General features: G+C 65.8%; 26 protein-coding genes and 2 pseudogenes. 13 read left to right on the forward strand and 15 right to left on the reverse strand.

The features are described 5' to 3' along the window. Positions 1 to 459: 459 nt before the first annotated feature. The 3 genes from rpmG to radC all read right to left on the reverse strand — a co-directional run bounded on the left by rpmG (position 460) and on the right by radC (position 1660). The gene (gene rpmG, locus CKO23_RS19235) at positions 460 to 627 is read right to left on the reverse strand and encodes a 50S ribosomal protein L33 (protein WP_005222974.1); all 168 of its coding nucleotides are present in this window, start codon (positions 625 to 627) and stop codon (positions 460 to 462) included. A 15-nt stretch (positions 628 to 642) separates the two neighbouring features. Further along, a complete protein-coding gene (rpmB, locus tag CKO23_RS19240) occupies positions 643 to 879 on the reverse strand; it encodes a 50S ribosomal protein L28 (protein WP_007040837.1) in 237 nt (78 codons plus the stop codon). Positions 880 to 985: 106 nt separating this feature from the next. Further along, entirely contained in the window at positions 986 to 1660 is a 675-nt protein-coding gene (gene radC / locus CKO23_RS19245; RefSeq protein ID WP_200333633.1) for a RadC family protein, read from the reverse strand. A gap of 84 nt (positions 1661 to 1744) precedes the next feature. Here radC and coaBC point away from each other — a divergent pair, with 84 nt between their 5' ends. From coaBC to argB, 3 genes are all read left to right on the forward strand, one after another. Beyond that, positions 1745 to 2956 (forward strand): bifunctional phosphopantothenoylcysteine decarboxylase/phosphopantothenate--cysteine ligase CoaBC, encoded by a 1212-nt coding sequence (gene coaBC, locus CKO23_RS19250; protein WP_440870585.1) that lies wholly within the window; start codon positions 1745 to 1747, stop codon positions 2954 to 2956. Continuing rightward, positions 2940 to 3398, forward strand: coding sequence for a dUTP diphosphatase (gene dut, locus CKO23_RS19255; RefSeq protein WP_242482572.1), 459 nt, complete (start codon positions 2940 to 2942; stop codon positions 3396 to 3398). The genes coaBC and dut overlap by 17 nt, the downstream gene beginning before the upstream one ends. Before the next feature lie 399 nt (positions 3399 to 3797). Then, positions 3798 to 4694, forward strand: coding sequence for an acetylglutamate kinase (gene argB / locus CKO23_RS19260; RefSeq protein WP_200333635.1), 897 nt, complete (start codon positions 3798 to 3800; stop codon positions 4692 to 4694). A 36-nt stretch (positions 4695 to 4730) separates the two neighbouring features. Here argB and CKO23_RS19265 read toward each other — a convergent pair whose 3' ends face one another. Together CKO23_RS19265 and pyrE are read right to left on the reverse strand one after the other, a co-directional pair. After that, entirely contained in the window at positions 4731 to 5753 is a 1023-nt protein-coding gene (locus tag CKO23_RS19265; protein WP_200333636.1) for a DUF4124 domain-containing protein, read from the reverse strand. A gap of 1 nt (position 5754) precedes the next feature. After that, positions 5755 to 6393, reverse strand: a complete 639-nt coding sequence (pyrE, locus tag CKO23_RS19270) for an orotate phosphoribosyltransferase (RefSeq protein ID WP_200333638.1) — start codon at positions 6391 to 6393, stop codon at positions 5755 to 5757. A gap of 128 nt (positions 6394 to 6521) precedes the next feature. Between pyrE and CKO23_RS19275 the strand changes: the two genes are divergently transcribed. Further along, positions 6522 to 7217: a sulfite exporter TauE/SafE family protein gene (locus CKO23_RS19275; RefSeq protein ID WP_200333640.1), complete on the forward strand. Its 696-nt coding sequence runs from the start codon at positions 6522 to 6524 to the stop codon at positions 7215 to 7217. An 81-nt stretch (positions 7218 to 7298) separates the two neighbouring features. On the opposite strand, the gene CKO23_RS19280 is transcribed toward CKO23_RS19275, so the two are convergent. The 7 genes from CKO23_RS19280 to CKO23_RS19310 form a co-directional block, all read right to left on the reverse strand. Then, positions 7299 to 7589 (reverse strand): DUF167 domain-containing protein, encoded by a 291-nt coding sequence (locus CKO23_RS19280; RefSeq protein ID WP_200333642.1) that lies wholly within the window; start codon positions 7587 to 7589, stop codon positions 7299 to 7301. A gap of 12 nt (positions 7590 to 7601) precedes the next feature. Continuing rightward, positions 7602 to 8177, reverse strand: a complete 576-nt coding sequence (locus CKO23_RS19285; RefSeq protein ID WP_200333644.1) for a YggT family protein — start codon at positions 8175 to 8177, stop codon at positions 7602 to 7604. After that, positions 8174 to 9007: a pyrroline-5-carboxylate reductase gene (gene proC, locus CKO23_RS19290; RefSeq protein ID WP_200333646.1), complete on the reverse strand. Its 834-nt coding sequence runs from the start codon at positions 9005 to 9007 to the stop codon at positions 8174 to 8176. Before proC ends, CKO23_RS19285 begins: the two co-directional genes overlap by 4 nt. Before the next feature lie 61 nt (positions 9008 to 9068). Further along, on the reverse strand, positions 9069 to 9764 hold the full coding sequence (locus CKO23_RS19295; protein WP_200333648.1) for a YggS family pyridoxal phosphate-dependent enzyme: 696 nt from the start codon (positions 9762 to 9764) through the stop codon (positions 9069 to 9071). Then, positions 9761 to 10369, reverse strand: coding sequence for an XTP/dITP diphosphatase (locus CKO23_RS19300; RefSeq protein WP_200333650.1), 609 nt, complete (start codon positions 10367 to 10369; stop codon positions 9761 to 9763). The genes CKO23_RS19295 and CKO23_RS19300 overlap by 4 nt, the downstream gene beginning before the upstream one ends. Before the next feature lie 42 nt (positions 10370 to 10411). Beyond that, positions 10412 to 11131: a ribonuclease PH gene (gene rph / locus CKO23_RS19305; RefSeq protein ID WP_200333652.1), complete on the reverse strand. Its 720-nt coding sequence runs from the start codon at positions 11129 to 11131 to the stop codon at positions 10412 to 10414. Positions 11132 to 11319: 188 nt separating this feature from the next. After that, on the reverse strand, positions 11320 to 12258 hold the full coding sequence (locus tag CKO23_RS19310; protein WP_200333654.1) for a serine/threonine protein kinase: 939 nt from the start codon (positions 12256 to 12258) through the stop codon (positions 11320 to 11322). A gap of 143 nt (positions 12259 to 12401) precedes the next feature. Here CKO23_RS19310 and CKO23_RS19315 point away from each other — a divergent pair, with 143 nt between their 5' ends. From CKO23_RS19315 to CKO23_RS19340, 6 genes are all read left to right on the forward strand, one after another. Then, positions 12402 to 13268, forward strand: a complete 867-nt coding sequence (locus CKO23_RS19315) for a YicC/YloC family endoribonuclease (protein ID WP_200333656.1) — start codon at positions 12402 to 12404, stop codon at positions 13266 to 13268. An 87-nt stretch (positions 13269 to 13355) separates the two neighbouring features. Further along, the gene (gmk, locus tag CKO23_RS19320; protein ID WP_200333657.1) at positions 13356 to 13967 is read left to right on the forward strand and encodes a guanylate kinase; all 612 of its coding nucleotides are present in this window, start codon (positions 13356 to 13358) and stop codon (positions 13965 to 13967) included. Between the two features lie 92 nt (positions 13968 to 14059). Beyond that, positions 14060 to 14365: a DNA-directed RNA polymerase subunit omega gene (gene rpoZ / locus CKO23_RS19325; RefSeq protein ID WP_200333659.1), complete on the forward strand. Its 306-nt coding sequence runs from the start codon at positions 14060 to 14062 to the stop codon at positions 14363 to 14365. After that, positions 14352 to 16700 (forward strand): RelA/SpoT family protein, encoded by a 2349-nt coding sequence (locus tag CKO23_RS19330; protein ID WP_440870586.1) that lies wholly within the window; start codon positions 14352 to 14354, stop codon positions 16698 to 16700. The genes rpoZ and CKO23_RS19330 overlap by 14 nt, the downstream gene beginning before the upstream one ends. Before the next feature lie 82 nt (positions 16701 to 16782). Further along, positions 16783 to 17199, forward strand: a complete 417-nt coding sequence (locus CKO23_RS19335) for a DUF2384 domain-containing protein (protein ID WP_200333661.1) — start codon at positions 16783 to 16785, stop codon at positions 17197 to 17199. A gap of 316 nt (positions 17200 to 17515) precedes the next feature. Beyond that, entirely contained in the window at positions 17516 to 17932 is a 417-nt protein-coding gene (locus tag CKO23_RS19340) for a hypothetical protein (RefSeq protein ID WP_200333663.1), read from the forward strand. An 11-nt stretch (positions 17933 to 17943) separates the two neighbouring features. Here CKO23_RS19340 and CKO23_RS19345 read toward each other — a convergent pair whose 3' ends face one another. Next, on the reverse strand, positions 17944 to 19236 hold the full coding sequence (locus CKO23_RS19345) for a dicarboxylate/amino acid:cation symporter (protein ID WP_200333665.1): 1293 nt from the start codon (positions 19234 to 19236) through the stop codon (positions 17944 to 17946). A 271-nt stretch (positions 19237 to 19507) separates the two neighbouring features. Between CKO23_RS19345 and CKO23_RS19350 the strand changes: the two genes are divergently transcribed. Then, a complete protein-coding gene (locus CKO23_RS19350; RefSeq protein ID WP_200333667.1) occupies positions 19508 to 20980 on the forward strand; it encodes a DUF1566 domain-containing protein in 1473 nt (490 codons plus the stop codon). Further along, on the forward strand, positions 20977 to 21528 hold the full coding sequence (locus CKO23_RS19355) for an EF-hand domain-containing protein (RefSeq protein WP_200333669.1): 552 nt from the start codon (positions 20977 to 20979) through the stop codon (positions 21526 to 21528). Before CKO23_RS19350 ends, CKO23_RS19355 begins: the two co-directional genes overlap by 4 nt. 272 nt (positions 21529 to 21800) lie before the next feature. Here the strand turns inward: CKO23_RS19355 and CKO23_RS25810 are convergent. Then, positions 21801 to 22238, reverse strand: a pseudogene (locus tag CKO23_RS25810) (ATP-binding protein); the annotation flags it as partial. 214 nt (positions 22239 to 22452) lie between these two features. Then, a pseudogene (locus tag CKO23_RS26760) lies at positions 22453 to 22746 on the reverse strand (HAMP domain-containing protein); the annotation flags it as partial. A 463-nt stretch (positions 22747 to 23209) separates the two neighbouring features. Here CKO23_RS26760 and CKO23_RS19365 point away from each other — a divergent pair. Further along, entirely contained in the window at positions 23210 to 23410 is a 201-nt protein-coding gene (locus tag CKO23_RS19365; protein ID WP_242482575.1) for a TIR domain-containing protein, read from the forward strand. The last annotated feature ends 374 nt before the right edge of the window (positions 23411 to 23784 follow it).

Consider the following 23784-nt stretch of genomic DNA (forward strand, 5'->3'; position numbering starts at 1 on the left):
CGACTGAGCCCTCCCAGGTTCCTGGGCGACCCGTGCGTGCATGCCCTGCTCTCAGACCCCGGCGGAGTCTCGGCATCAGGCCAGTACAATGCCGAGACTGTTGCCTTCCGGTGATTGGAATGCGTCGGCTCCGCTGGCATCAGTTTCGGGGCTCTATCACACAGCCTACACGCCCCCTGTGTTCGCTTCGCAGCCGGGATCACTCCCGCACCACGCCACACTCGGTTCCGGTGGATGGCCAATCCTTACCGGCTCGGGACTTTCACCCGGTGGGCCGCAACAAGGAGTTTCCGATTCGCTTATCCGTCCGCTATCTTCCTCTCCTTCCAGGCTTTGCCTGGCGCAACCAACCGATGACCAAGGCCGTGATTTCGACGCAAACGACAAAGCCCGCACGAAGGCGGGCTTTGTTGGGGTGCCATGTACGCTGTCCGGCGATGCGTGCCGAACCAAGTCGGCTTACTTGATCTTGCCTTCCTTGTACATGACGTGCTGGCGGACGACGGGATCGAACTTCTTGATCTCCATCTTGCCAGGTTGATTGCGCTTGTTCTTGGTCGTGGTGTAGAAGTGACCAGTCCCGGCGCTCGAGTTCAGACGGATCTTTTCACGTGCTGCCTTTGCCATTGACGGATCCTCCTGTTAGACCTTTTCGCCGCGTGCACGGAGATCGCCGAGCACAGCGTCGATGCCGTTCTTGTCGATGATGCGCATGCCCTTGGTGGACAGACGCAGCTTCACCCAGCGCTTTTCGGCCTCGACCCAGAATCTCTTCTCGTGAAGATTGGGGAGAAAACGGCGCTTGGTCTTGTTGTTCGCGTGTGAGACGTTGTTGCCGGTGAGGGGGCGTTTACCGGTAACCTGACATACCTTGGACATGGCGGGAATCCCTACAAGTCGGCGTGTGTTTCGGTAGATAAAGAAGCGGAAGCCTAGCACGCCGACAGCGGCGCGCGCAAGTCCTGAATTCTGTTCCATTTCCTGATCACAGCAGTCCCCGCTCCGCGAATGAGGTGCCATCGCCGTCGCCGACGATGATGTGGTCGAGCACGCGCACTTCGATCAGGGCGAGCGCCTCCTTCAACCGCTGCGTGATCCGCACGTCCGCCTGGCTGGGCTCGGCGACGCCCGAGGGGTGGTTGTGCGCGAAGATCACCGCCGCGGCGTTGGTCTCCATGACGCGGCGCACCACCTCGCGCGGGTGGACGCTGGCGCCGTCGATGGTGCCATGGAAGAGCTCGTCGTAGCGAATGACCCGATGGCGATTGTCCAGGAAGAGGCAGGCGAAGATCTCCTGCGGCGAGCCGTAGAGACGCATCTTGAGATAGTCGCGCGTCGCCTCGGGGCTGGTGAGCACGTCTTGGCCGCTGATGCGGGTGAGCAGATAACGGCGGCTCAGCTCCAGCACGGCCTGCAACTGTGCGAACTTCGCGGTTCCGAGCCCCTTTTCCTTGCAAAAGCGGCGCTGGTCCGCGGCGAGCAGCCCGGCCAGGCCGTCGAAGCTGGTGAGCAGATCGCGGGCGAGATCGACCGCGCTGCGGCCCGGGACGCCGGTTCTGAGGAAGATCGCCAAGAGTTCGGCATCCGAGAGCGCCGTCGCGCCACGCTCCAGCAGTTTCTCACGAGGACGCTCGTCCTCCGGCCAGTCCTTGATCGTCATGGGGCTCCTCCGCACGCGGACCGCAAGACCGTGATTCGGGTAAGATCACGGCCAGACTGAACCACAAAGATACACGATTCGCTCATGATGCATCAGCACGCATTGCGCGTCTTGCTCGGGGTCGGCGGGGGCATCGCCGCCTACAAATCGGTCGATCTCGTGCGACGCCTCAAGGAGCGCGGGTGCGAGGTGCGGGTCGTCATGACCAAGGCGGCCACCGGATTCGTGACACCGCTCACCTTCCAGGCGGTCTCCGGCCATCCGGTGCGGACCACGCTGCTCGACCCCGCGGCCGAGGCCGGCATGGACCACATCGAGCTGGCACGCTGGGCGGAACGCCTCCTGATCGCACCCGCGACCGCCGACCTCATGGCGCGGCTCGCCGCTGGCATCGCGGATGACCTCTTGACCACGCTGGCCCTGGCAACCGAGGCGAAGCTGACGCTGGCCCCGGCGATGAATCAGGTGATGTGGCGCCACCCCGCGACCCAGGCCAATCTGGAGACGCTGCGCGGCCGCGGCGCATGCATCCTGGGTCCAGGCGAGGGTCAGCAGGCCTGTGGCGAGGTGGGTCCCGGACGGATGCTCGAGCCCCTGGAGATCGCCGAGGCCCTGCGCGCGTCCGCGGCTCGGCCGTTGGCCGGCGTGCCCGTGCTCCTGACCGCAGGGCCGACACGCGAGCCGCTGGACCCCGTGCGCTTCCTCGGCAATCGCAGCTCCGGGCGCATGGGCTACGCGCTCGCGGAGGCCCTGACCGAGCTGGGGGCCGAGGTAGCCCTGGTGACGGGACCGACCGCCCTACCCCCGCCGGGCGTCAGCGAGCTGATCCGGGTGGAATCGGCCCTGGAGATGCATGCCGCGGTCATGGCGCGCGCGGCCGGCTGCGGCATCTTCGTCGGGACCGCCGCCGTCGCCGACTATCGCCCTGTCGCGCCCGCGCGTTCCAAGATCAAGAAGGACGCGGAGGAGCTGACCCTCGGGCTGGTGCGCAATCCGGACATCCTGGCGGAGGTCGCGGCCCTGAGTCCGGCGCCCTTCAGCGTCGGTTTCGCCGCCGAGACCGACCACGTCATCGAGTACGCGCGCGGGAAGCTCGAAAAGAAGCGGCTGAGCATGATTGCGGCCAATCATGTCGGTGGCGAGCGCGGCGGATTCGAACGCGCCGAGAACGCCCTCACCGTCCTCTGGGACGGCGGGAGTCGCGCGTTGCCCATGATGAGCAAGGCCCAGCTCGCCCGCGAGCTGGCCGCGCTCATCGCCGATCGCTATAAGGAGCACCATGCTGCATCGACTTGAAGTCAAAATCCTGGACGCGCGGCTTGGCCGCGACTTTCCGATGCCCGCCTACGCGACCGAGGGCTCGGCCGGGCTCGACCTGCGGGCCATGCTGGAGGCACCGCTGGATCTGCCGCCGGGCTGCAGCGAGCTGCTGCCAACCGGCATGTCGGTCCATATCGCGGAGCCCGGCGTCGCCGGCATGATCCTCCCGCGCTCGGGGCTCGGACACCGCCACGGCATCGTGCTTGGCAATCTCGTCGGCTTGATCGACTCCGACTACCAGGGTCCCCTGCTGGTGTCCTGCTGGAATCGCGGCAACGCGACCTTCCGTATCGACGTCGGCGAGCGCATCGCCCAATTGATGCTGGTCCCCATCCTGCGGGCCGACTTCGTGATCGTTGAAGCATTCGAGTCGTCCAGCCGGGGAACCGGCGGTTTCGGACATACGGGCACGCGCTAGCCCCGGCCGGCCCCAGGAAGCCGCCGCACCGTCCCGCGTCTCGTCGCCGCCGGCAAGGCGCGGAGCGCCAAGAGGGACGCGACACCGCGGAGCGGCGGCGCGAGATGTGCGTGCGCCATATCCGATAGCGCGCTCGTCACCGCTCCGCGGCGTGACGCCAATCCCGGCGCTCTGCGCCAACGCCCTCGCCTCGCGATCACCTCCCCGCCGGCTGCGCTAGAATGCTCGACGAGCCAGAGAGGCGGACTCGCGCCACCCGAACGGACTGGATTCGAGCAGCGATTCGCCTGGCGCCGCCCAGCGGCGGCCTGAAGGTCTGCGCGGCCTCCTCGCCCCACGGCTCGAATTCAGCATTGGCGGACAAGGTCCGCATCGATCAACCCGGAGAGCCACTTCCCCATGTCACTGCCCAGCGAACGCGCCCAGACCATCGCCAAAGTCCTCATCGAGGCACTGCCCTACATCAAACGCTTCCAGGGCAAGACCATGGTGATCAAGTACGGCGGCAACGCCATGGTCGACGAGCCCCTGAAGCAGGGCTTCGCCCGCGACGTGGTCCTGATGAAGCTGGTCGGGATCAACCCGGTGATCGTGCATGGCGGCGGACCTCAGATCGGCTCACTGCTCAAGCGGCTCGGCAAGGCGAGCGAGTTCGTGCAGGGGATGCGGGTCACGGACGCCGAGACCATGGACGTCGTCGAGATGGTCCTCGGCGGGCTGGTCAACAAGGAGATCGTCAACTTCATCAATCAGCACGGCGGCGCCGCCGTGGGCTTGACGGGCAAGGACGGCGACTTGATCCGCGCCCGCAAGATGTTCCTCAAGCGCGACGCCCCTGAGCTGAAGGCGCCGGAAATCATCGACATCGGGCACGTCGGCGAGGTCGAAAGCATCGACCCCAGCATCGTCCACATGCTGGTCAACAGCAACTTCATCCCGGTGATTGCGCCGATCGGCGTCGGGGCGGACGGGCGCTCCTACAACATCAACGCGGACCTGGTCGCCGGCAAGATGGCGGAGGTACTCAAGGCGGAAAAGCTCCTGCTGTTGACCAACACCGCCGGCCTGCTCGATGCCGAGGGCAAGCTGATCGCGGAGCTGGAAGTCGGTCGGGTCCAGGAGTTGATCGATGAGGGCGTGATCAGCGGCGGCATGCTGCCGAAGATCGGCTGCGCCATCGACGCGGTGAAATCCGGTGTCAAGACCGCCCACATCATCGATGGCCGGGTCGAGCACGCGGTGATGCTCGACCTCTTCACGGACACCGGCGTCGGGACGCTGATCCGGGCGCGCTGATCCAGGCCGGCGCCCGGCGATCTCAGCGGCGGGCGGCTACTCCGGGTCGTCCGCGCGGACGATGGCGGTCTGGAAGCCGTCGCGGATCTGCGGGATCGTCGGGTTGGTGCAGTAGAGGCTGGCCGTCAGCCGATTCTTGCATTGCACGTCCAGGTAGAGATGGACGGGCTTGTCCGCCGCCGTTTGGGTCCAGGAGAGCGTCAGGCTGCGATCCTCGCGATCGTCCTGCTGAAAGCCGATCAGCAGACCTGGCCCGGCGACCTCGGTCTTGACATTGGAATTGACGCGAACGTAGTCGTTGGCACGCTCCCAGTACTTGTGGCACTGCGTTTCGCCCCTGCAGGCGACCAGGATCGACAGCCTCAGCTCGGATTCCCCGGGCTCAGTGGAGACATCAGGCTCCGGGAGCCTCTTGAGCTTGCGGTAGTGAGCGACGATGTCGCGGAACTCGTTGCGGATCTCCTGTTTGCGGTATTCGTTCTCGACCACCTCCGCATAGCCCTTGCGAATCTGCAGAGCGGCCGTGTCGATTTGGTCCGCGAGCTCGACCGGGACCGGCTTCTTGGCCTTCTCCAACGCATTCACTTGAGCGTTGAGGTCCAGCAGATTCCGGGTTTCCACCCGAACCCCGTCGCGCTTCATCTGGATCACGGCCTCGACCGCGGCGATCTTGCCGTTGCGCGCCAGCTCCAGCTCGTCGATGTTGCGGTAGGTCCGCAGCAGCTTCTCGTCGGCCGCCTGCTGCTCCGCGCGGCGCTTTTCTTCCTCCTTTTTCTGGAGTTCCAGCGCCTTTGCCTGCTGGATCTCTTCCTCGGTCGGCGCCCGCGGCACCTCTTCGACGTGGATGCCTTCCTCCGAGATCCGCGCCCTTGCCTTGTCGGCCTGCGAGGCCGGCACTTGGTCCGTGTAGTGGACCTCGCCATTGTCGTCGACCCAGCGGTACAGCTGCTGGGCCTGCGCCGTGCCGAGCCCGATGACCATGGCCAAACCGAGCGTGGTTGCGATGGCAAGACGCGCCGTCAAGTGCGCGCGCCGCGTCGATCGAGAAAAGCGTGTCATGTCAGACTCCATATCTTGATCTGTAGTCCCTCATCGCCTCCGCCAGAGGCTCCCGCGAGCCCTCGGCAAGGTAGGCGATCAGGTCCGTGAGGGTCAGAATGCTGGTGACCGGGATGGCGAAGGTGTCCGCAACCTCCTGCACGGCCGAGCGAGCGTCCTGTCCACGCTCTTCGCGATCCAGGGCGATGAGGACGCCGACGGGCTGCGCGCCCGCGGCCCGGATGATATCGACGGATTCGCGCACCGAGGTGCCAGCGGTAATGACATCATCGATGATGAGGACGCGGCCCTGGAGCGGGGTGCCAACGATGGCGCCACCTTCGCCATGGTCCTTCGCCTCCTTGCGATTGAAGGCATAGGGGGTGTCGCGGCCATGCTGCGTCGCCAGGGTGAGCGCGGTCGCGGCAGCCAGGGGGATGCCTTTGTAGGCCGGGCCGTAGAGGATGTCGAACTCGATGCCGGACGCGACGATGGATTGCGCGTAGGCTTGCGCGAGCCGCGCGAGCCGTCCGCCCGTGTTGAAGAGTCCGGCGTTGAAGAAATAGGGGCTCTGTCGGCCGGACTTGAGCGTGAAATCCCCGAATTTCAGGGCGCCGATCTCGGTGGCGAAGCTCAAGAGTTCACGTTGGTAATCGTGCATCAAGGGTTTCCTGCGAACGAATAAGAAGTGACGCCAGCGGCCACGGGTCTTGCCGCGGCGCCGCTCGGATCGACCGAGAATACCAGTCGCCGGGCCTGGATTCAGGCCCCTTCGCCAGAGTTGGAGTCATGCTCACATCACAGGCCGGAGTTTACCTCACAGCACTCTTAGTCGGACTGCTCGGCGGCGTGCACTGCCTGACCATGTGCGGGGGGCTGGTCAGCTCCCTGACGCTGGGATTGGACGCCGAGATGCGCCGCGATCCATGGCGCATGCTTCCCTATCAGGTGATCTACAACCTGGGCCGAATCGCCGGATACCTGGTCGCGGGCGCCCTCGTCGGCGGCTTGGGCGCCATCCTGCTGCAGCTCGATTCGCTCCAGATCATGCAGCGCCTGCTCTATGCCCTCGCCGGAATCATGATGGTCCTTCTGGGACTCTACCTCGCGGGCTGGTGGCGTCTGCTCGCCGTCGTCGAGCGCCAGGGGCTGCGGCTCTGGCGCCGTCTGGAGCCCATCTCGCGCCGGTTTCTCCCGGTGCGGAGCTGGCGTCAGGCGGCCATCATCGGATTCATTTGGGCCTGGATTCCCTGCGGCCTGGTCTACAGCGTGCTCATCACCGCGGTGGCGACCGGCAATCCCGTCGAGGGTGCGCTCGTCATGCTGGTCTTCGGTCTGGGGACCTTGCCGAATCTTCTAGGTATCGCCCTGCTTGCCGGCGCGGCGGCGCGCATCGCCGAGCGGGCCTGGGCGCGGCAGGCCGCGGGCGCCTTGGTCATGGGGTTCGGCGTCTACGCGCTCTGGCAGCTTGGATTCGCCGCCTGATCGCCGCATGGATCTGGCGTCGCGAAGGATCCGGACCCTCGTGGTGGCGCGGAGCACCATGGAGCGACCTGAGAGCGCGGCTCAGTCACGCCCGACAGGGATCGGAAAGGCGCGCGGATCTTGAATGCGCAACCGCTTGTACCTGGCATGCTCCCCGCCCAGGATCTCGACCTTGGACGGCGCCACCCCGAAGGCGTCGGCGACGAAACGCCTGAGCGCCTCGTTGCCCTTGCCGTCGACGGGCGGCGCCTTGATGCGCACCCGGTAGTGCTCGCCGCCCGGATCCGGCCCCTGCCAGGCATCCTTGGGCGCGCGTGGCTGCACGCGCACCGACAACTCCAGGTCAGTGCCCGACCAGCGATACCAGCTCATGCGCGGGCCAGCTCAGAAGGGGCTGGCGACGAGCCACTTGAGCGGTGGGATCAGCAGCATATTGAGGAGCACCAGCCCGATCATGACGAGCATGGGAGAGAGATCGATCCCGCCGATCGGCCGGATCAGGCGCTGCGCCGGGCGCATCAGTGGATCCGTGATCCGCGACACGAGCGCCACCGCCGGATTGTAGGGATCCGGACTCACCCAGCTCAGGACGACGCGGATGAGGACGGCGAAGAGAAAGATGTTGATGAAGAGTTCGACCAGGCTGGGAATGGCCCAGCCGAGCGCCCCGAAGGGCGAGCGATCCACGCCCATCAGCAGCACCAAGATGGCCAGCTCCAACGCCGACAGCAGCCAGGCGAGCACAAGCGCGGCGAGGTCCATGCCGCCGTAGCCAGGGATGACGCGGCGCAGCGGGCGGAGCACGGGAGAGGTCACCTTGACCACGAACTGCGAGATGGGGTTGTAGAAGTCCGCCCTGACCCCTTGGAGCAGAAAACGGATCGCCACGACACCGATGTAGAGACCAAAGAGGGTCTGGATCAGGAAGACGACTGGATTGAGGAGATAGGAATCCGTCATGGGGCCTCCAGGGAAAGGGTCTGGGACAACTCGGTGGCGCGGTCGCGCGCCGCCGCGGTGGCGCGCGCGACCAAGCCGCGCAGGTCCGCATCAGCGAAGACCGCTAGGGCGCGCTCGGTGGTTCCGCCCGGCGAGGTGACTTGCTCGCGCAGGCGTGACGGCGGCGCGTCGCTCTCCATCGCCATCTTGGCCGCGCCCAGCGCGGTCTGGATGGTGAGCAGACGGGCGGTCTGGGGATCCAGTCCAAGCGCGACGCCGGCGTCCTCCATGGCCTCCATGAAGAGGAAGAAGTAGGCGGGACCACTGCCCGAAATGGCGGTGACGGCGTCGATCTTGCCCTCATCCTCCACCCAGCGGATGAGTCCGGCGGCACGCAGGATGGTCTCGGCGCGATTGCGCCCTTCGGCATCGACCTCCGGGCTCGCATGCAGGCCGATGGCCCCGGTCTGGACCATGGCGGGCGTGTTGGGCATGGCGCGCACGATCGGCAGGCGCGATCCCAGCCAGCCCTGGAGAGTCCGCTCGGGCACGCCAGCCATCACCGAGACGACGAGCGGCGCCCGCGCCGGAAGCGCCGGGGCGATGCCGGTGCAGACCTCGCGAGCGACCTGGGGCTTGACGCAGAGCACCAGGGTATCGGCGTCGGCCAGTGCCTCCGCGCCCTCGGCGAAGGCGCGCACGCCGTAGCGCGCCTGCAGCGCGTTGCGCCGCTCCGGATTCGGCTCGACGACCCGAATGTCATGCAAGGCGTAACCGTCCGCGACCAGGCCGGCGATCAGGCTGGTGGCCATGTTGCCGCCACCAATGAAGGTGATCTTGGCTTTGCTCATGTCTACCCCGGAAAAGCTGGAGATGAAGGTCGGCGCCCGCCGTTCGCCGGCGCCTGCGATCTCAATTATACGGGCGTGGGCCGAAGACCGCCGTACCGATGCGGACGTGCGTCGCGCCCTCGAGAATGGCCGCCTCGAGATCGTCCGACATCCCCATGGAGAGGCAGGGCAAGGGATGCCCCGGCGTCGCGAGCCGATCGCGCAGGTGGCGCAGCGCGGCGAAGGGCGCGCGCTGCGCGGCCTCGTCGTCGGCGGGCGCCGGCAATGTCATGAAACCGCGCACGCGCAGACCAGGCAGGGCGTTGCAAGTCCTCAGCAGCTCCGATGCCGCCGAGGGCTCGACCCCGCCCTTGCTGTCCTCGCCGCTCAGATTGATCTGGAGGCAGACGTTCAGCGGCGGCGCGCCGGCAGGTCGCTGCTCGCTCAGCCGATGGGCATGCGCCGGGTCTGAGACCCCGTGCACCCAGGCGAAATTGGCCGCGATCTGGCGCGTCTTGTTCGACTGGACGCGACCGATGAAGTGCCACTCGATGTCCAGATCCCGGAGCTGCTCGATCTTGTCGAGCGCCTCCCGCAGGTAGCTCTCCCCAAAGGCGCGTTGACCCGCGGCATAGGCGGCGCGGATGGCCTCGGCGGGCTGCTTCTTGCTGACTGCGATGAGCGCGACCTGCGCTGGTGGGCGCCCGGCCCGCTCGGCGGCCGCGCGGATGCGCGCCATGACCTGATGGAGGCGGGAGGCGATGCCGGTGTCCGTCATGGCTCCAACAGCCGCTGGAGCTGCCGGAGCGCCTGGCCGCGATGACTGAGGCGATTCTTGGTCTCGGGGTCCAGCTCCGCCGAGCTGCAGCCCTGGCTCGGCACGAAGAAGATGGGATCGTAGCCGAAGCCGTTCTCGCCCCTGGGCTCGGTCAACAGACGGCCTTCCCAGGTTCCTTGGCAGATCAAGGGCGTGGGATCACCGGGATGGCGCAGATAGACCAAGACGCATTGGAAGCGGGCGGTGCGCTCCGCCTCCGGCACCTCGGCGAGGTCCTCGAGCAGCTTGTCGAGGTTCGCCTCGTCCGAGGCGCCCACGCCCGCATAGCGGGCCGAATAGATGCCGGGCGCGCCGCGCAGTGCGTCCACCTCGATCCCGGAGTCGTCGGCGATGGCGGCCAGACCGCTGTAGGTGGCGGCGTTTCTGGCCTTGATGATGGCGTTCTCGACGAAGGTCAGACCCGTCTCCTCGACCTCCGGCACCTGGAAATCGCCCTGAGGCCGGATCTGGATCCGCGCCCCGGCGAGCAGCTGACCGATCTCGCGCACCTTGCCCGCGTTGTTGCTCGCCAGGACGATCTGCTCGCCGCTATGGGATTGCGTCATGTGGGTCTCCTCGTGGCTCGGGACGTTCGACCGCGCACCGGCTCAACCGCCCGCCAAGGCGGCCCGCTGCGCGGCCTGGATGTCGCGGATACCGGCCGCGCCCAGCTCAAGCAGGGCGTCCAGCTCGGCGCGGCTGAAGGGCGCACCCTCGGCGGTCCCCTGCACCTCGATGAAGCGGCCTTCGCCGTCCATGACCAGGTTCATGTCGGTCTCCGCGGTGCAGTCCTCGGCATAGTCCAGGTCCAGCACGGGCGTGCCCTGATAGACACCGACGGACACGGCGGCGATCTGGCTGTGGATGGGATCCGCCTTGAGTTCGCCCTTGGCCAGCAGCCCGTCGATGGCATCGCGCAGCGCGACCCAGGCACCCGTGATCGCGGCCGTGCGGGTGCCGCCGTCGGCCTGGAGGACGTCGCAATCCAGGGTGATGCTGCGCTCACCCAGGAGCTGCAAATTCGCCGCGGCGCGCAGCGAGCGACCGATGAGGCGCTGGATCTCGAGCGTGCGACCGCCCTGCTTGCCACGCGCCGCCTCGCGCGCCATGCGCTCATTGGTTGCGCGGGGCAGCATGCCGTACTCGGCGGTGATCCAACCCTTGCCCTGGCCTTTCAGGAAGGGGGGCACGCGCGGCTCCAGGCTGGCGGTGCAGAGGACGCGGGTGTCGCCGAATTCAACGAGCACGGAGCCTTCGGCGTGGCGGGTGAAGCCGCGGGTGAAGCGCAGGGGGCGCAGCTCGTCGGCGCGACGTTGTGAAGGTCTCATGGCGGGGAAGGTCTCATGGCTGGGAAGGTTTCTTGGCTCTGTAAGGTCTCATGATCCGGGGATAGCTCCGGTCAGCTCGGGATGGACTCTGGTCTGCGATGGGGTCGGAGTATGGATGAGTCGGGCGCTCAATGCGATGAGGCCGCCGCAACGGTCGGGTTCCCGATTGGCTCGGATGGCGCGGCTTCTCAGATCAAGCGGCTTTCGCTGGCAAGCTCGGAGGTCGTCTCCCTGATGCGCGAGAATTGAGGGTCATCGAGGTGGGGCGCCAGGACATTCAGCAGCTCGGCCGCATCCTGCGGGCGCTTGGCCGCGTCCATCGACAGCGCCCAATCCACGGCCTCGAGCAGGAACGCGGGATAGCGGTCCTTCAGCGCCTCCGTGGCGGGGATCACCTTGTCGTCCTTCTGGCGATCGGGCGCGGGCTGCGGCGTGCGCCCCTCCATGCAGGTGCGGATGCTCGCGCCGACGGCATAGACATCGGTCCAGGGCCCGACCTGTCCAGCCCTGAAATACTGCTCGACCGGCGAGTAGCCGGCCGTGATGACCTGACCGCCGCGCGAGCGCCCGCGGTTGAGCGGGTGGACCGCGCCCAGATCGAGCAGCAGCGGCTGATTGCCGTGGCGCAGGTGGATGTTGCCCGGCTTGACGTCCAGATGCAGCATCGACTTGCGGTGCAGCAAGGCCAGCGCGTCCAGGATGGGGACGAAGACCTCCAGGATGAAGGTGGTGCTGAGCTTGCCCTTGCGCTCGTGCAGATAGGAGCCGAGGTTGCGCCCGCGCTCGTTGGGCATGACCAGATAGCCCGTCTCGTTGGCCAGGAGAAAGGCGGTGACCCGCACGATGTTGGGGTGGTTCAAGGATGCCAAGGCCTTCACTTCCTGGAAGAAGAGCTTGCGGCCGTGGTGAAGATTTTCGGTATAGTCGGCGCTGATGGGGACGATGCGCTGATCGGCGTCGCGGCGCGCGATCTTCTTCGGCATGTATTCCTTGATCACCACCTCGTCACCGTTGTCGTCGTCGGTGGCCAGATAGATGAGACTGAAGCCTCCCTTGGCGATGGCCTTGCTGATCCGGTAGCTCCCGACCTGGGTGCCTTGCGGAAGTGTCTCTCTTGCGGCTGCCATGATGGGGTGAGGATTTCCGGGCGAACCTTGGCTGACGACAGCCGGTATAATAGAACGATCGCCCGCGGAATTTCCGCCGCTTTGTATCTTTTCCTCGCCTTTTCCGACCGAGAGACACCCCTCGTTATGAGATACCCCGTATCATGATCAAGAGTATGACGGCCTTCGCCCGCGAGACGCGCAATAGCGATCTCGGAGAGCTGACCTGGGAGCTGCGGACCGTCAATCACAGATTCCTGGAGCCGCACATCCGGCTGCCGGAAGAGCTGCGGGCGCTCGAGGTCCAGGTTCGGGCGCGCTTGATGGCCAGCCTGCAGCGCGGCAAGGTCGACTGCAGCCTGCGCTACAGCCCCGCTGTCGGCGCCTGCGGCGCGCTGCGGATTAACACATCCTTCGTCGAGCAGCTCCTCGTGGCGGGCAAGGAGATCGCCGGCATCACCGGCCGGCCCTATGAGCCCTCGTCCTTCGAGCTGCTGCGCTGGCCCGGCGTCCTCCAGGAGCAGGAACCGGACCTGGACCGCTTGACCGCCGAGGCACTCGCCGTCCTGGACGCCGCCATCGACTCGCTGCTCGCCACCCGCGCGCGCGAAGGCGAGCGCCTGGAGGCGTTGCTGCGGGATCGCTGTTCACGCCTTCAGGAATCCGTCGTCCGCGTCCGTGCGCGCATGCCGGAGGTCATCGCCGGGATCCGAACGCGCATCGCCGAGCGCCTCGCCGAGCTGCGCAACGAGCTCGATCCCATGCGCCTGGAGCAGGAGATCGCACTCATCGCCGCCAAGCTCGATGTCGACGAGGAAATGGACAGGCTCGAGGCCCATGTGGCCGAGGTCCTCGAGGTGCTGGCTCGCGACGAGCCGGTCGGGCGACGGCTCGATTTCCTCATGCAGGAACTCAACCGCGAGGCCAACACCCTCGGCTCCAAGTCGTCCGACGTCACCGTCACCCGCGAGGCGGTCGAGATGAAGGTTCTGATCGAGCAGATGCGCGAACAGGTCCAGAACCTGGAGTAGACCAGAGCCTGGATAGACGAGGGCGGCAGCGCTCAGGGCACCGCCGCGGCCGATCACGAGCAGACCACATCACGAGCAGGGCACAGCATGGGCGATGGCATCCTCTTTATCGTGTCGGCCCCTTCCGGCGCCGGCAAGACCAGCCTGGTCAAGGCGCTGCTGGCGCGCGACCCGGCCTTGTCACTGTCCGTGTCCTGCACAACCCGCGCCGCGCGCACCGGGGAGCAGGACGGCATCCACTATCATTTCCTGGATCCGGACCAATTTCGTCAGGAGATCGCACAGGGCGCCTTCCTGGAGCATGCCGAGGTGTTCGGCAATTTCTACGGCACCCGCGAGGCTGACGTGCGCGACTGCATCGCGGCCGGCAACGACCTCATGCTCGAGATCGACTGGCAGGGCGCGCGACAGGTCCGGGAGCGCTTTCCCAGCTCCATCAGCATCTTCGTGTTGCCGCCGAGCATCGAGGAACTCGAGCGCAGGTTGCGCGGGCGGGGCACCGACACCGACGACATCATCGCCGGCCGCATGACCCAGGCGCGCGACGAGATGCGGCACTATGACGAATACGACTATCTGGTCGTCAACGATTGCTTCGAGACCGCGCTCGACGCCCTCGCCGCAATCGTCACGGCCGAGCGCCAGCGTCTGCGCTGTCAGAGCCCGCGTCTGGCGCGCCTGCTGGCCCCCTTGAATTGAAACCATTGATTCGAACCAACTGAATCAAGGGCACTGAATCAAGACCACCGCATCAAAACCACTAAATCAAGACCACTGAACCGGAGACCACCATGGCTCGAATAACCGTCGAGGATTGCCTCGATCACGTCGACAATCGCTTTGACCTCGTCCTGCTCTCGACCAAGCGCGCGCGCCAACTCGCCAACGGTGTCGAGCCGACCCTGCCCTGGGAGAACGACAAACCCACGGTCATGGCCCTGCGCGAGATCGCCGCCGGGCACATCAGCAACGCGATGGTCCAGGCGGCCCAGCGCGAAATGGACGAAACGGCGGCGGCGCTAGAGCAGGCGCTGGCCGAGGAATTCGCGGCCGAACCGGCCGCCGATCCGGAACCGCCGCGGGATGCACAGGACTGAAAAGGCCGCACTCCAGCCGGACCCCGCCACGCCGCCCCGCGCGGACGCGCCTGGCGGCCATGCCCCCGCGCGTCTCGACGCCGCCACGGCTGAGGCCCAGATGACCAGCGCGGCCGTGGCCCCGTTGGAGATCGGCGCCGAGCCCAGCACTGAGTCGCGGCAGCCAGCCGTCGACGTCCAGGCATCCGCGCACGGAGAGACGCGCTACCTGATGGGCGATCTCTGCAGCTATCTGGACAGCTACCTGCCGCCGGAGCAGGTCGCCGAGTGCTACCGCGCCTATCTTTTCGGCGCCGAGGCGCACGAAGGACAGAAGCGCAAGTCTGGCGAGCCCTACATCTACCACCCGATCGCCGTGACGCGCATCCTCGCGGAGATGCGCATGGACCACCAGTGCCTCATCGCGGCACTGCTGCACGACGTCATCGAAGATACCCAGATCGCCAAGGAGCAGGTCGCCCTGACCTTCAGTCAGGAGGTCGCCGAGCTCGTCGACGGGGTGAGCAAGCTCACCCAGATCGACTTCAAATCCCGCGCCGAGGCGCAAGCCGCCAGCCTGCAGAAGATGCTGCTGGCCATGACACGCGACATTCGCGTCATCCTCATCAAGCTGGCGGACCGGCTGCACAACATGCGCACCCTGGACGCGATGAGCCCGGAGGCGTGCCGGCGCATCTCGCGCGAGACGCTGGACATCTTCGCCCCCATCGCCAACCGTCTGGGGATCAACTCGATTCGCGTCGAGCTCGAAGAGCTGGGCTTCGCGCACTATTGGCCCTGGCGCCGCCAGGTCATCCAGCGCGCCGTCCACAAGACCACCGGCGCCCGCGTCGAGATGGTCGGCATGGTCGCGACGGCGCTCAAGCGGGTTCTGCAGCAGGAAGACATCGAAGGCCAGGTGGAGGGGCGCCGCAAGCATCTCTACGGCATCTATCGCAAGATGCGCGACAAGTCGCGCGGCTTCTCGGAGTTGCTGGACGTCTTCGCCTTCCGCGTCACGGTCGACCGGGTCGACACCTGCTATCGGGTGCTGGGCCTGGTGCACAATCTCTACAAGCCCGTGCCCGGCCGCTTCAAGGACTACATCGCCATCCCCAAGGCCAACGGCTATCAGTCCCTGCACACCGCGCTCGTGGGTCCGCAGGGCATCCAGATCGAAATCCAGATCCGCACCGAGGACATGCAGCGGATGGCCGAGTCCGGCATCGCGGCGCACTGGATGTACAAGAGCGGAAGTCAGCACGGGTCCAGCCCCACGGCGCTGGCCGCCGACTGGTTGCAGAACCTGCTCGAGATGCAGCGTCAGGCGGGCAATTCCGTCGAATTCCTCGAGCACGTCAAGGTCGACCTCTTCCCCGGCGAGGTCTACGTCTTCACGCCCAAGGGCCGCATCCTCTCGCTCAAGCGCGGCGCCACCGTGGTGGATTTCGCCTACGCCATCCATTCGGACGTCGGCAACCGCTGTGTTGCGGCCCGTATCGACCGCCGCATGGCCCCATTGAGCACGCCACTGCGCAGCGGTCAGACGGTGGAGATCATCACCGCGCCAGGGGCCCGGCCAAACCCGGGCTGGCTGACCTTCGTGGTGACCGCCAAGGCGCGTGTCAACATCCGTGGTCACCTCAAGAACGTCAAGTCACGCGAGGCGCGCGTCTTCGGCAAGCGTCTCCTGAACGCGGAGCTTTCGACCTTCAGCATCGATATCGATGGCGTCGACCCCATCCGGCTGGCGACCTATCTGGAGGACGCCAAGCTGCGCGACGTGGACGAGCTGTTCGACGACATCGGCCTGGGGAACCAGCTCGCGACCCTGGTGGCCCGCCGGCTCGTCGGCGTGGAAGGCGAGGAGGCGCCCAGCAGCCCCATCGGCAGCAACGACATCCACCCGCATCGGCTCGCCATCCGTGGCACCGAGGGCATGGTCGTCAATTTTGCGCGCTGCTGCCGCCCCATCCCCGGCGACGACATCACCGCCGTCTTCAGCCCCGGTCGCGGCATCGTGGTCCACCGCACCGAGTGCCGTAATCTGGGCAGCCTGGAGAGCAAGCGCGACAAGCGGCTCAACGTCGAGTGGTCGAACGAGCCCGAGGGCGAGTTCGCCACCGAGATCCGCGTCGAGATCAGCAATCGCCGTGGCGCGCTGGCGGTGGTTGCAGGCGCGATCGCCGAGCAGGGGTCGAACATCGACAACGTCCAGACCCTGGAAAAGGACGGCATGATGACCGACATCGACTTCCAGCTTCAGGTCCGCAGCCGCGCCCACCTTGCCCGCATCATGCGGCGCCTGCGTCTCATCCCCTTGATCAACCGCATCACCCGAGTGACCCGCTCCTGACCTTGGAACCCGCGCCCCTCGGCGCCATCTCCTGTCCAAGAAGCCGGCGCTCGGTGCGACGGCGAGTCTCGGGAGTATCCAGATGACCGACCTCACGTCAGACGCGCGCCTGTCCCTGACCCGACACACCATGGAGCTATTGGAGGGCTGGGGCCTGGCGTCCCGTGAGATCGCCGAGCTGCTGCAGCTGCCCGACACGGTCAAGCCTCGTCACCTGGTGCGCTTCCGCGACCAGGAGGCCTTTCCGGACGATCCCAAGGTGAACCGCCGCGTCGCCTATCTCTCCCGGATCGACGAGGCCCTGAACACCTACTTCCCGCGAAACGCCGAGATGCGCCATCTATGGGTCCGCCGCGCCAACAAGCAGTTCGGCAGACGCGCGCCCGTCGCCGTCATGGTCGAGGACGGCGAGAGCGGCCTGATCTCGGTGCTCTCCCACCTCGACTGCACCTTCGCCTGGGATCTCACCGGCTCCAAGACCGAGTACAGCCGCGCCTGATCCTGCAAACGTCCGGCGGGCACCCCGCCCGCCGCCACGCCATCCCCCGCTACACCTCCCCGATCCGCGGCCGACGGATCACCCAGGCGCCAGCGTAGGCTGCAGACCTGGAGTCCCGATCCCGTAGAGGAGCAAAGCCCGCGCGATGCGTTCGGAGCGCCGAGGGTCGACGGGCGCGTCCATCATCCAAGCTCCGCACCTTGCAAAATGGGCACGTCCGTCTGGCGTCGAGATTTCACTCGGGCAAAGAGCGCGGACTTCGTCCCAACCAGACGCGGAATGAGGCAAGACACGACCCATCTCCGCACCCCGCCTCATGAAAAGACCTCACCGCAAGGACGCCGTCCGGCGTCAGCGTTACCCCCTCCTCGCCGGCGTGGATCGCGCCGCCAAGCTGCTCGTCCTCATCCTGCTCGCGACCATCCTGGAGTGGCTGATCTCGACGAACGACCAGCGGCTCGGCTACCTGGGGGCGCTGGGCTTGGCCGATCTGATCGATCGCTTCGCGGGGCGGGAGTTCGTTCTGTCCGGGCCTGGATTCGAGCATCGCCTCGTCCGTTTCCCGCCGAAGCCGCAAACGGCGACCGATCCGCGCCCCAGGGTCGAGCTGGTGCAGACGCCCGAGATGATGATGCCGCGGCTTCAGACCCCGCAGCGCCCGACGCGGGTCGGGCATGATGCCGCCGACCTCGGCCAGCGCTGCGGCGTCAGGCCGGTGCGCAGCCCCTCCTGAACGGCGTCGTCTCAAACATGAGCGGCGCTCGGCTCCGGCCGCAGGACGTTGGTCTCCCCCTCGCTGCGGGCGATGATGACGGCACCGCAGGAGTCGCTGAAGACGTTCACGGCGGTGCGCAGCATGTCGAGGATGCGGTCGACGGCGAGGATGAGCCCGATGCCTTCCAGCGGCAGGCCGATGGCAGCCAGGATGATGGAGATAGCGACCAGGCTCGCCGCCGGGATGCCGGCGACGCCAATCGAGGTGAGCAGCGCGAGCATGACGACCAGGAACTGGGTCGCGAAGGTCAGCTCAAGCCCATACGCCTGGGCGATGAAGAGGGCCGCCACGCACTCGTAGAGCGCGGTGCCGTCCATGTTGACGGTGGCCCCCAAGGGTAGGACGAAGCTGGTCGTGCGGTTGGAAACGCCGGCGTTCTTCTCGACGCACTCCATGGTGATGGGCAGGGTCGCCGAGGATGAGGCCGTCGAGAATGCGGTCAGCAAGGCCGCGCCCATCGCCGAATAATGCCGCAGCGGACTGACGCCGCCGACGAAATAGAGCAGCAGCGGCAGGACGACGAAGAAGTGGATGCCCAGCGCGAGCACCACGGTGGAGAAGAAGAGCGCCAGCGGACCGAAGGCCTCGAGGCCGGTGTCCGCGACCGTCTTGGCCACCAGGGCGAAGACGCCGAGGGGCGCGAAGCGCATGATGAGATCGGTGACGCGCATCATGATCTCGAACATGCCCTCGAAGAAGCCGCGCTGCACCCGGCCGTAGGACTCGGAGATGCGGCTGATGAAGAAGCCGTAGAGCAGGCTGAAGAAGATGAGCCCGAGCATCTGGCCCTGCGCCGCGGCCTCGACCACGTTGGTCGGGATCATGCGCAGGAAGACCGCGACCACGTCGCTGCTGTCCTTGCCGCCAACCGTCTCCTCCAGCGCCGCCACGTCCGCGTGGAAGCCGAAGATCTCCTTCGGATCGCCGTTCACGACGCCGGGCTGGATGAGGTTCACCATCAGCAGGCCGACCAGGATGGCGAAGAGACTGGTCGTGGCGTAGTAGCCAAGCGTCTTACCGCCCAGCCGCCCGAGATTGTCCGACCCGCCCAGTCCCGCCACGCCGACGATGATCGAGGAGACGATCAGAGGCACGATCAGCATCTTGAGGGCGTTGAGGAAGAGCTTCCCGACGAAATCGAAGATGGCGTAGAAGCTGACGCCGAAGAGTCCGGCCTCGCGCCCGACGGCGAGTCCGACCAGGATGGCCAGGACCAGCGCAATGAGGATCTGCCAGTGGAGCTTGAGCTTGAATGGAGGCATCGGCGACTACCTTGGGTGCGTGCGCGAATCCGGGTGGGCGCCAGCGTGGCGAGACCATCCACCCGCTGAGAACAGCAAGCTGGGCGGGATGATCTCAGATCGGCCTGGGGCGGGCAAACCAAGGGGCCATCACCCGCCGCACGAGAAACCCACGATTTCCACACAATTTCCACCGCGTCTCCCCTTTTTTGTTCGCCAGACTCTTCCTGCTCGCCAGACTCTTTTTGTTCGCGAGACGTTTTGGAACAGCACAAGGATCAGGAAACCGCTCATGTCACTGACCAGTCCCCCGCAAACGGCGGCCATCGCGCTCCTCTTCACCATTGGCGCCTCCGCACCCTTCGCCGGCGCCCAACCCGGCGATCACCATGGCGGGGGCAGCCCTGACTGTGGCAACCACGGCGGCGAGCGCCACGGACCTCCACCGCCGGAAGCGATCGATGCCTGCGTCGGCCTTGGCGAACCAGACACCTGTCAATTCTTCGGCCCCTGGGGTGCGGTGACAGGGATCTGCATCCAGCCCCCACGCGGACCCGGCCCATTGATCTGCGCGCCCAGCCGTTCGGCGCCGACCAGCGCCTATCCCATCGTCGACACCGGGCAAAGTGCCTGCTACGCCGACAGCGGCGACGCCATCGCCTGTCCAGCCACGGGCCGCGCCTTCTCCGGTCAGGATGCCCAGCACCAGGGCAAGATGCCCAATTTCGCCGACAACGGCGATGGCACTGTCACCGACAGGGTCACCGGCCTCATCTGGCAGCGGAGCACCGACAGCAATGGCGACGGCGTCCTGAACGTCGCCGACAAGCTCAGCTATCCCCAGGCGCTGACCTATTGCGAGAACTTGAGCCTGGCCGATCATGACGACTGGCGACTGCCCGATATCAAGACGCTCTATTCGCTGATGGACTTCCGCGGCCGGGATCCGAGCGGTTACGAGGAGACCGATACCGCCGGCCTGATCCCCTTCATCGACACCAGCTATTTCGATTTTGCCTACGGCGACACCAGCGCCGGGGAGCGCATCATCGACGCCCAATATGCCTCCAGCACGCTGTACGTCGGCGGAGACCTCCTGTTCGGCGTGAACTTCGCCGACGGGCGGATCAAGGGCTATGGCCTCAACCTGTTCGGGCGGGAAAAGACCTTCCCGGTCATCTGCGTGCGCGGCAATGAAGACTACGGACACAACGACTTCGTCGACAATGGCGACGGCACCATCAGCGACCGCGCCACCGGCCTTATGTGGGCACGCAACGACAGTGGCAGTGACGTCCCGAGCGGACTCAACTGGGAACAGGCCCTTGCCTGGGTCGAGTCGCGGAACACGGCTCGGTATCTGGGCTACAGCGATTGGCGCCTGCCCAACGTCAAGGAGCTGCAAGGGCTCGTGGACTATGGTCGCGCGCCGGAGACCACCGCGAGCGCCGCCATCGATTCGCGCTTCAACGCCACCGCCATCACCAACGAAGCGGGCCAGGCAGACTTCCCCTTCTACTGGAGCAGCACGACCCACGCCAACTGGACGGGCAACCCCGGCTCCGCGGGTGCCTATGTCGCCTTCGGTCGCGCGCTGGGGTTCATCGATGGACAATGGGTCGACATTCACGGCGCGGGCGCGCAGCGCAGTGATCCGAAGGCCGGCGATCCGGCCGATTTTCCCACCGGTCGCGGCCCTCAGGGTGACGCGATCCGGATCTACAACACGGTGCGCCTAGTGCGCGATGATCGGAGGTTGCCATGAGTAGTGCGATTAGCGGTCTCGGCGGTATGTCGTCGATGATGAATGGCATCGGGGCCATGGGAAACCGGCCACCACCCGATCCAACGCAGATGGCGGAACAACTGGTTTCCAAGCTCGACACCAGCGGCAAGGGCTATCTCGAGGCGTCGGACATCCAGTCGGCAATCGATCAGCTGTCCACCACCGACGAGCGTTCCTCGGTCGCCAGCGCCGAAGAGGTCTTTTCCGCGCTGGATAGCGACGGGGATGGCAAGGTCACCTCGACCGAGCTGGCGGATAGCTTTCGGACGACGGCCGAAAGTCTCGGGCTCTCTCAAGAATCGGGTGGTCCGGGTGGTGGTCCGGGTGGCCCGGGCGGAAGGCCCCCGCCACCGCCGCCGCCATCCGAGTCATCCTCGACATCGACGGCAGCCAGTACCGATAGCACGACAACCGATAGCACGACAACCAGCGACGCCGTGATGAACACGATCATGCAGTTGATGCGCACCTATGGATCGGCCGAGCAATCCAACGAGGCATCAGCGTTGCTGTCGCTGTCGGCATGACCGAGATGTCGGCCAGTGGCCGACACCGCGCATGCCTCCAACCTGGGAGCACCACCCTCGGCGCGACGGGCGCCGGTCGCGGCGGGGCGCCGCTCCCACCAACCGAGCGGTTGGGCCATGTCCGAAAAACACCGCCCCCGTCGGATGGGCAAAGCGTGCCCATCTTGCCAGCACCGCGGTGTGAACGATGGGCACGCCCGTCCAACGCCAGTGCTCCGATGAAGCCACCGAGCGCGGGCTTTGCCCATCCGCCACGGATGGGACATCAAGGCTCACAGCAGGCGGAACTCGACGGGCGTGAGTTCGATGCGCCGCCCCGCGACCAGGCAGAGAAAGCGGTCGAGGTAGAGGCTGACACCGGCATACTCCAGCGCGGTTTCTTCGGCCTCCTGGATCCGCTGCTGGATGCGCCGCAGGAGATTGTGAACGCGCGCGACCACTTCCCTGACGCTGAACGGCTTGCAGACGTAGATGACGATGATCTCGGGATCCGTTCGTGTTCGGGTCTCGCTCAAGGCCGGCAGCTCGATGCGAATGCAGCGTCCGCCGAGTGCCGAGGGGGTGGCGGTGATGATGCCAGGGTGCGCCTCGACGATCCGGCGGCAGATCGCCAACCTCAGACCCGCGCCGGCGGTGCGGCGGCTGCGCGAGGCGTCCTGGCGATAGGGCGCCTCGAACAGGCGCTCGCGCTCGGCCAGGTCGAGGCCCGGCGCGGTGTCCTGAGATCTCGCTCAGGGTGCGCTCTGCAAGGCGGGATGCGGTGATCTCGATCCGGCCAGGTGCCTCGGTATAGGCCAGCGCGTTTTCGATGAGGTTCGTCAACAACTGATCCAGGCGCGTGGCATCGGCATTGATCCAGAGTCCCGCGCGCTGGCCCATGGTGCCGATGGCCTGCTTCAGGCAATCCTCGAATAAGGTGCCCGCCAAGCGGTCGAGACCCTCCGTGAGCTGGCCCAGCTCGTCCGTGCGGGTCGCATTCAGGCGAATCCCATAGCCCCCGTTCGACAGTCGCGTCACACTGGCGATCACCCGTCGCAGCGGGGCGAGCAAGGCGCGCGCAAGCAGCAGGGAGAGCGCCGCCGCCAACAGCAGAGACACCAGACCGATCACGATGCTTGCGTTCAGTTGCTGCCGAGCGAAGGCCGTCGCCTGAGCAGTCTCGAAGCGACGTCGCGGGAGACTCCTCAGCTCGCCGACCTGTGTCCCTCGCAAGAGCACGGGGACGCGGAGCGTTGCGGCGGCATGCTCGACGAGCAGTGCCCCGGCGATCTGCCTGCCACCGGCATCGAAGATGGCCGTCGGCCGACCGAGCCCGAGGAAGGGCGGCGCAGGTCTGAATCCGTCGATCGGACGAGTCGGCTCGTCACCCTCGGTCTGTCGATATCGCGGAGGTGGCGGAGGCCCGAAGCCGTCGGTCGACGGTGGCGGGGGCGCCTCAACGGAGTTTCAAGCTCTTAGCTCACTGCGAGAGCCCCATAATGGCCAAAGTCGATTAATAAACGTCTTTGATAAAGGAACGGTTACCCCACAAGGCAAAGACATCGAACTTGTTAAAGAAATTCTCGACCTCTCACCTGGAAATAAGTAGGGAAGTTCAATGCGCGCGGTCGCACCAGGAACGAACAACAAAATCTTCGTTGTTTATGGACACCAGCAGCAAGCGAGAACAAGCCTAGACGCAATGTTAAGAAGGTGGGGATTAGAACCCTTGATCTTGGATCAGCTTCCATCAGAAAATAAAACGATCATCGAAAAATTAGAAAAGCACACGGCAGATTGCCACTTCGTCGTAGTCCTCGCGACCAGAGCTTTGAAGGTGCGAAAATACAACTTGTATAATCAGCATCTTACGCAGGCACCTAGGCGGTGCTCCGGTGGTTAGCATCGGATTTGAGGCAGCGCAAAGCAGGTAAATCAATCGGTTACGTTTCTACACTTTTCGTGACCTTCACAGCCCTGGTCCTCGCGACCCCTGACGACGTAGGCTATAGGGTGGGTCACCCAGATGAGCAAGCATACCGAGCTCGGCAAAATATTGTGCTCGAACTAGTGCAACAGAGTGGAAATCCCGAGACTGTTTAATCATTCATGCTGCGAGCGGCTTTCCCTCATAGGTCCAGCGGAAGGGTTTGGCCAACGTGCGATTGAAGAAGTCGATGAAATCGCTGATGCGTTTCTGAAGGTCGTCGATGGAGGTGAAGTTGCCACGGCGCAGGACTTTGCGCGCCAGGATCGAGAACCACATCTCGATCTGAT

This window comes from Thiocystis violacea (genome assembly GCF_016583565.1).
Lineage (GTDB): Bacteria > Pseudomonadota > Gammaproteobacteria > Chromatiales > Chromatiaceae > Thiorhodococcus > Thiorhodococcus violaceus_A.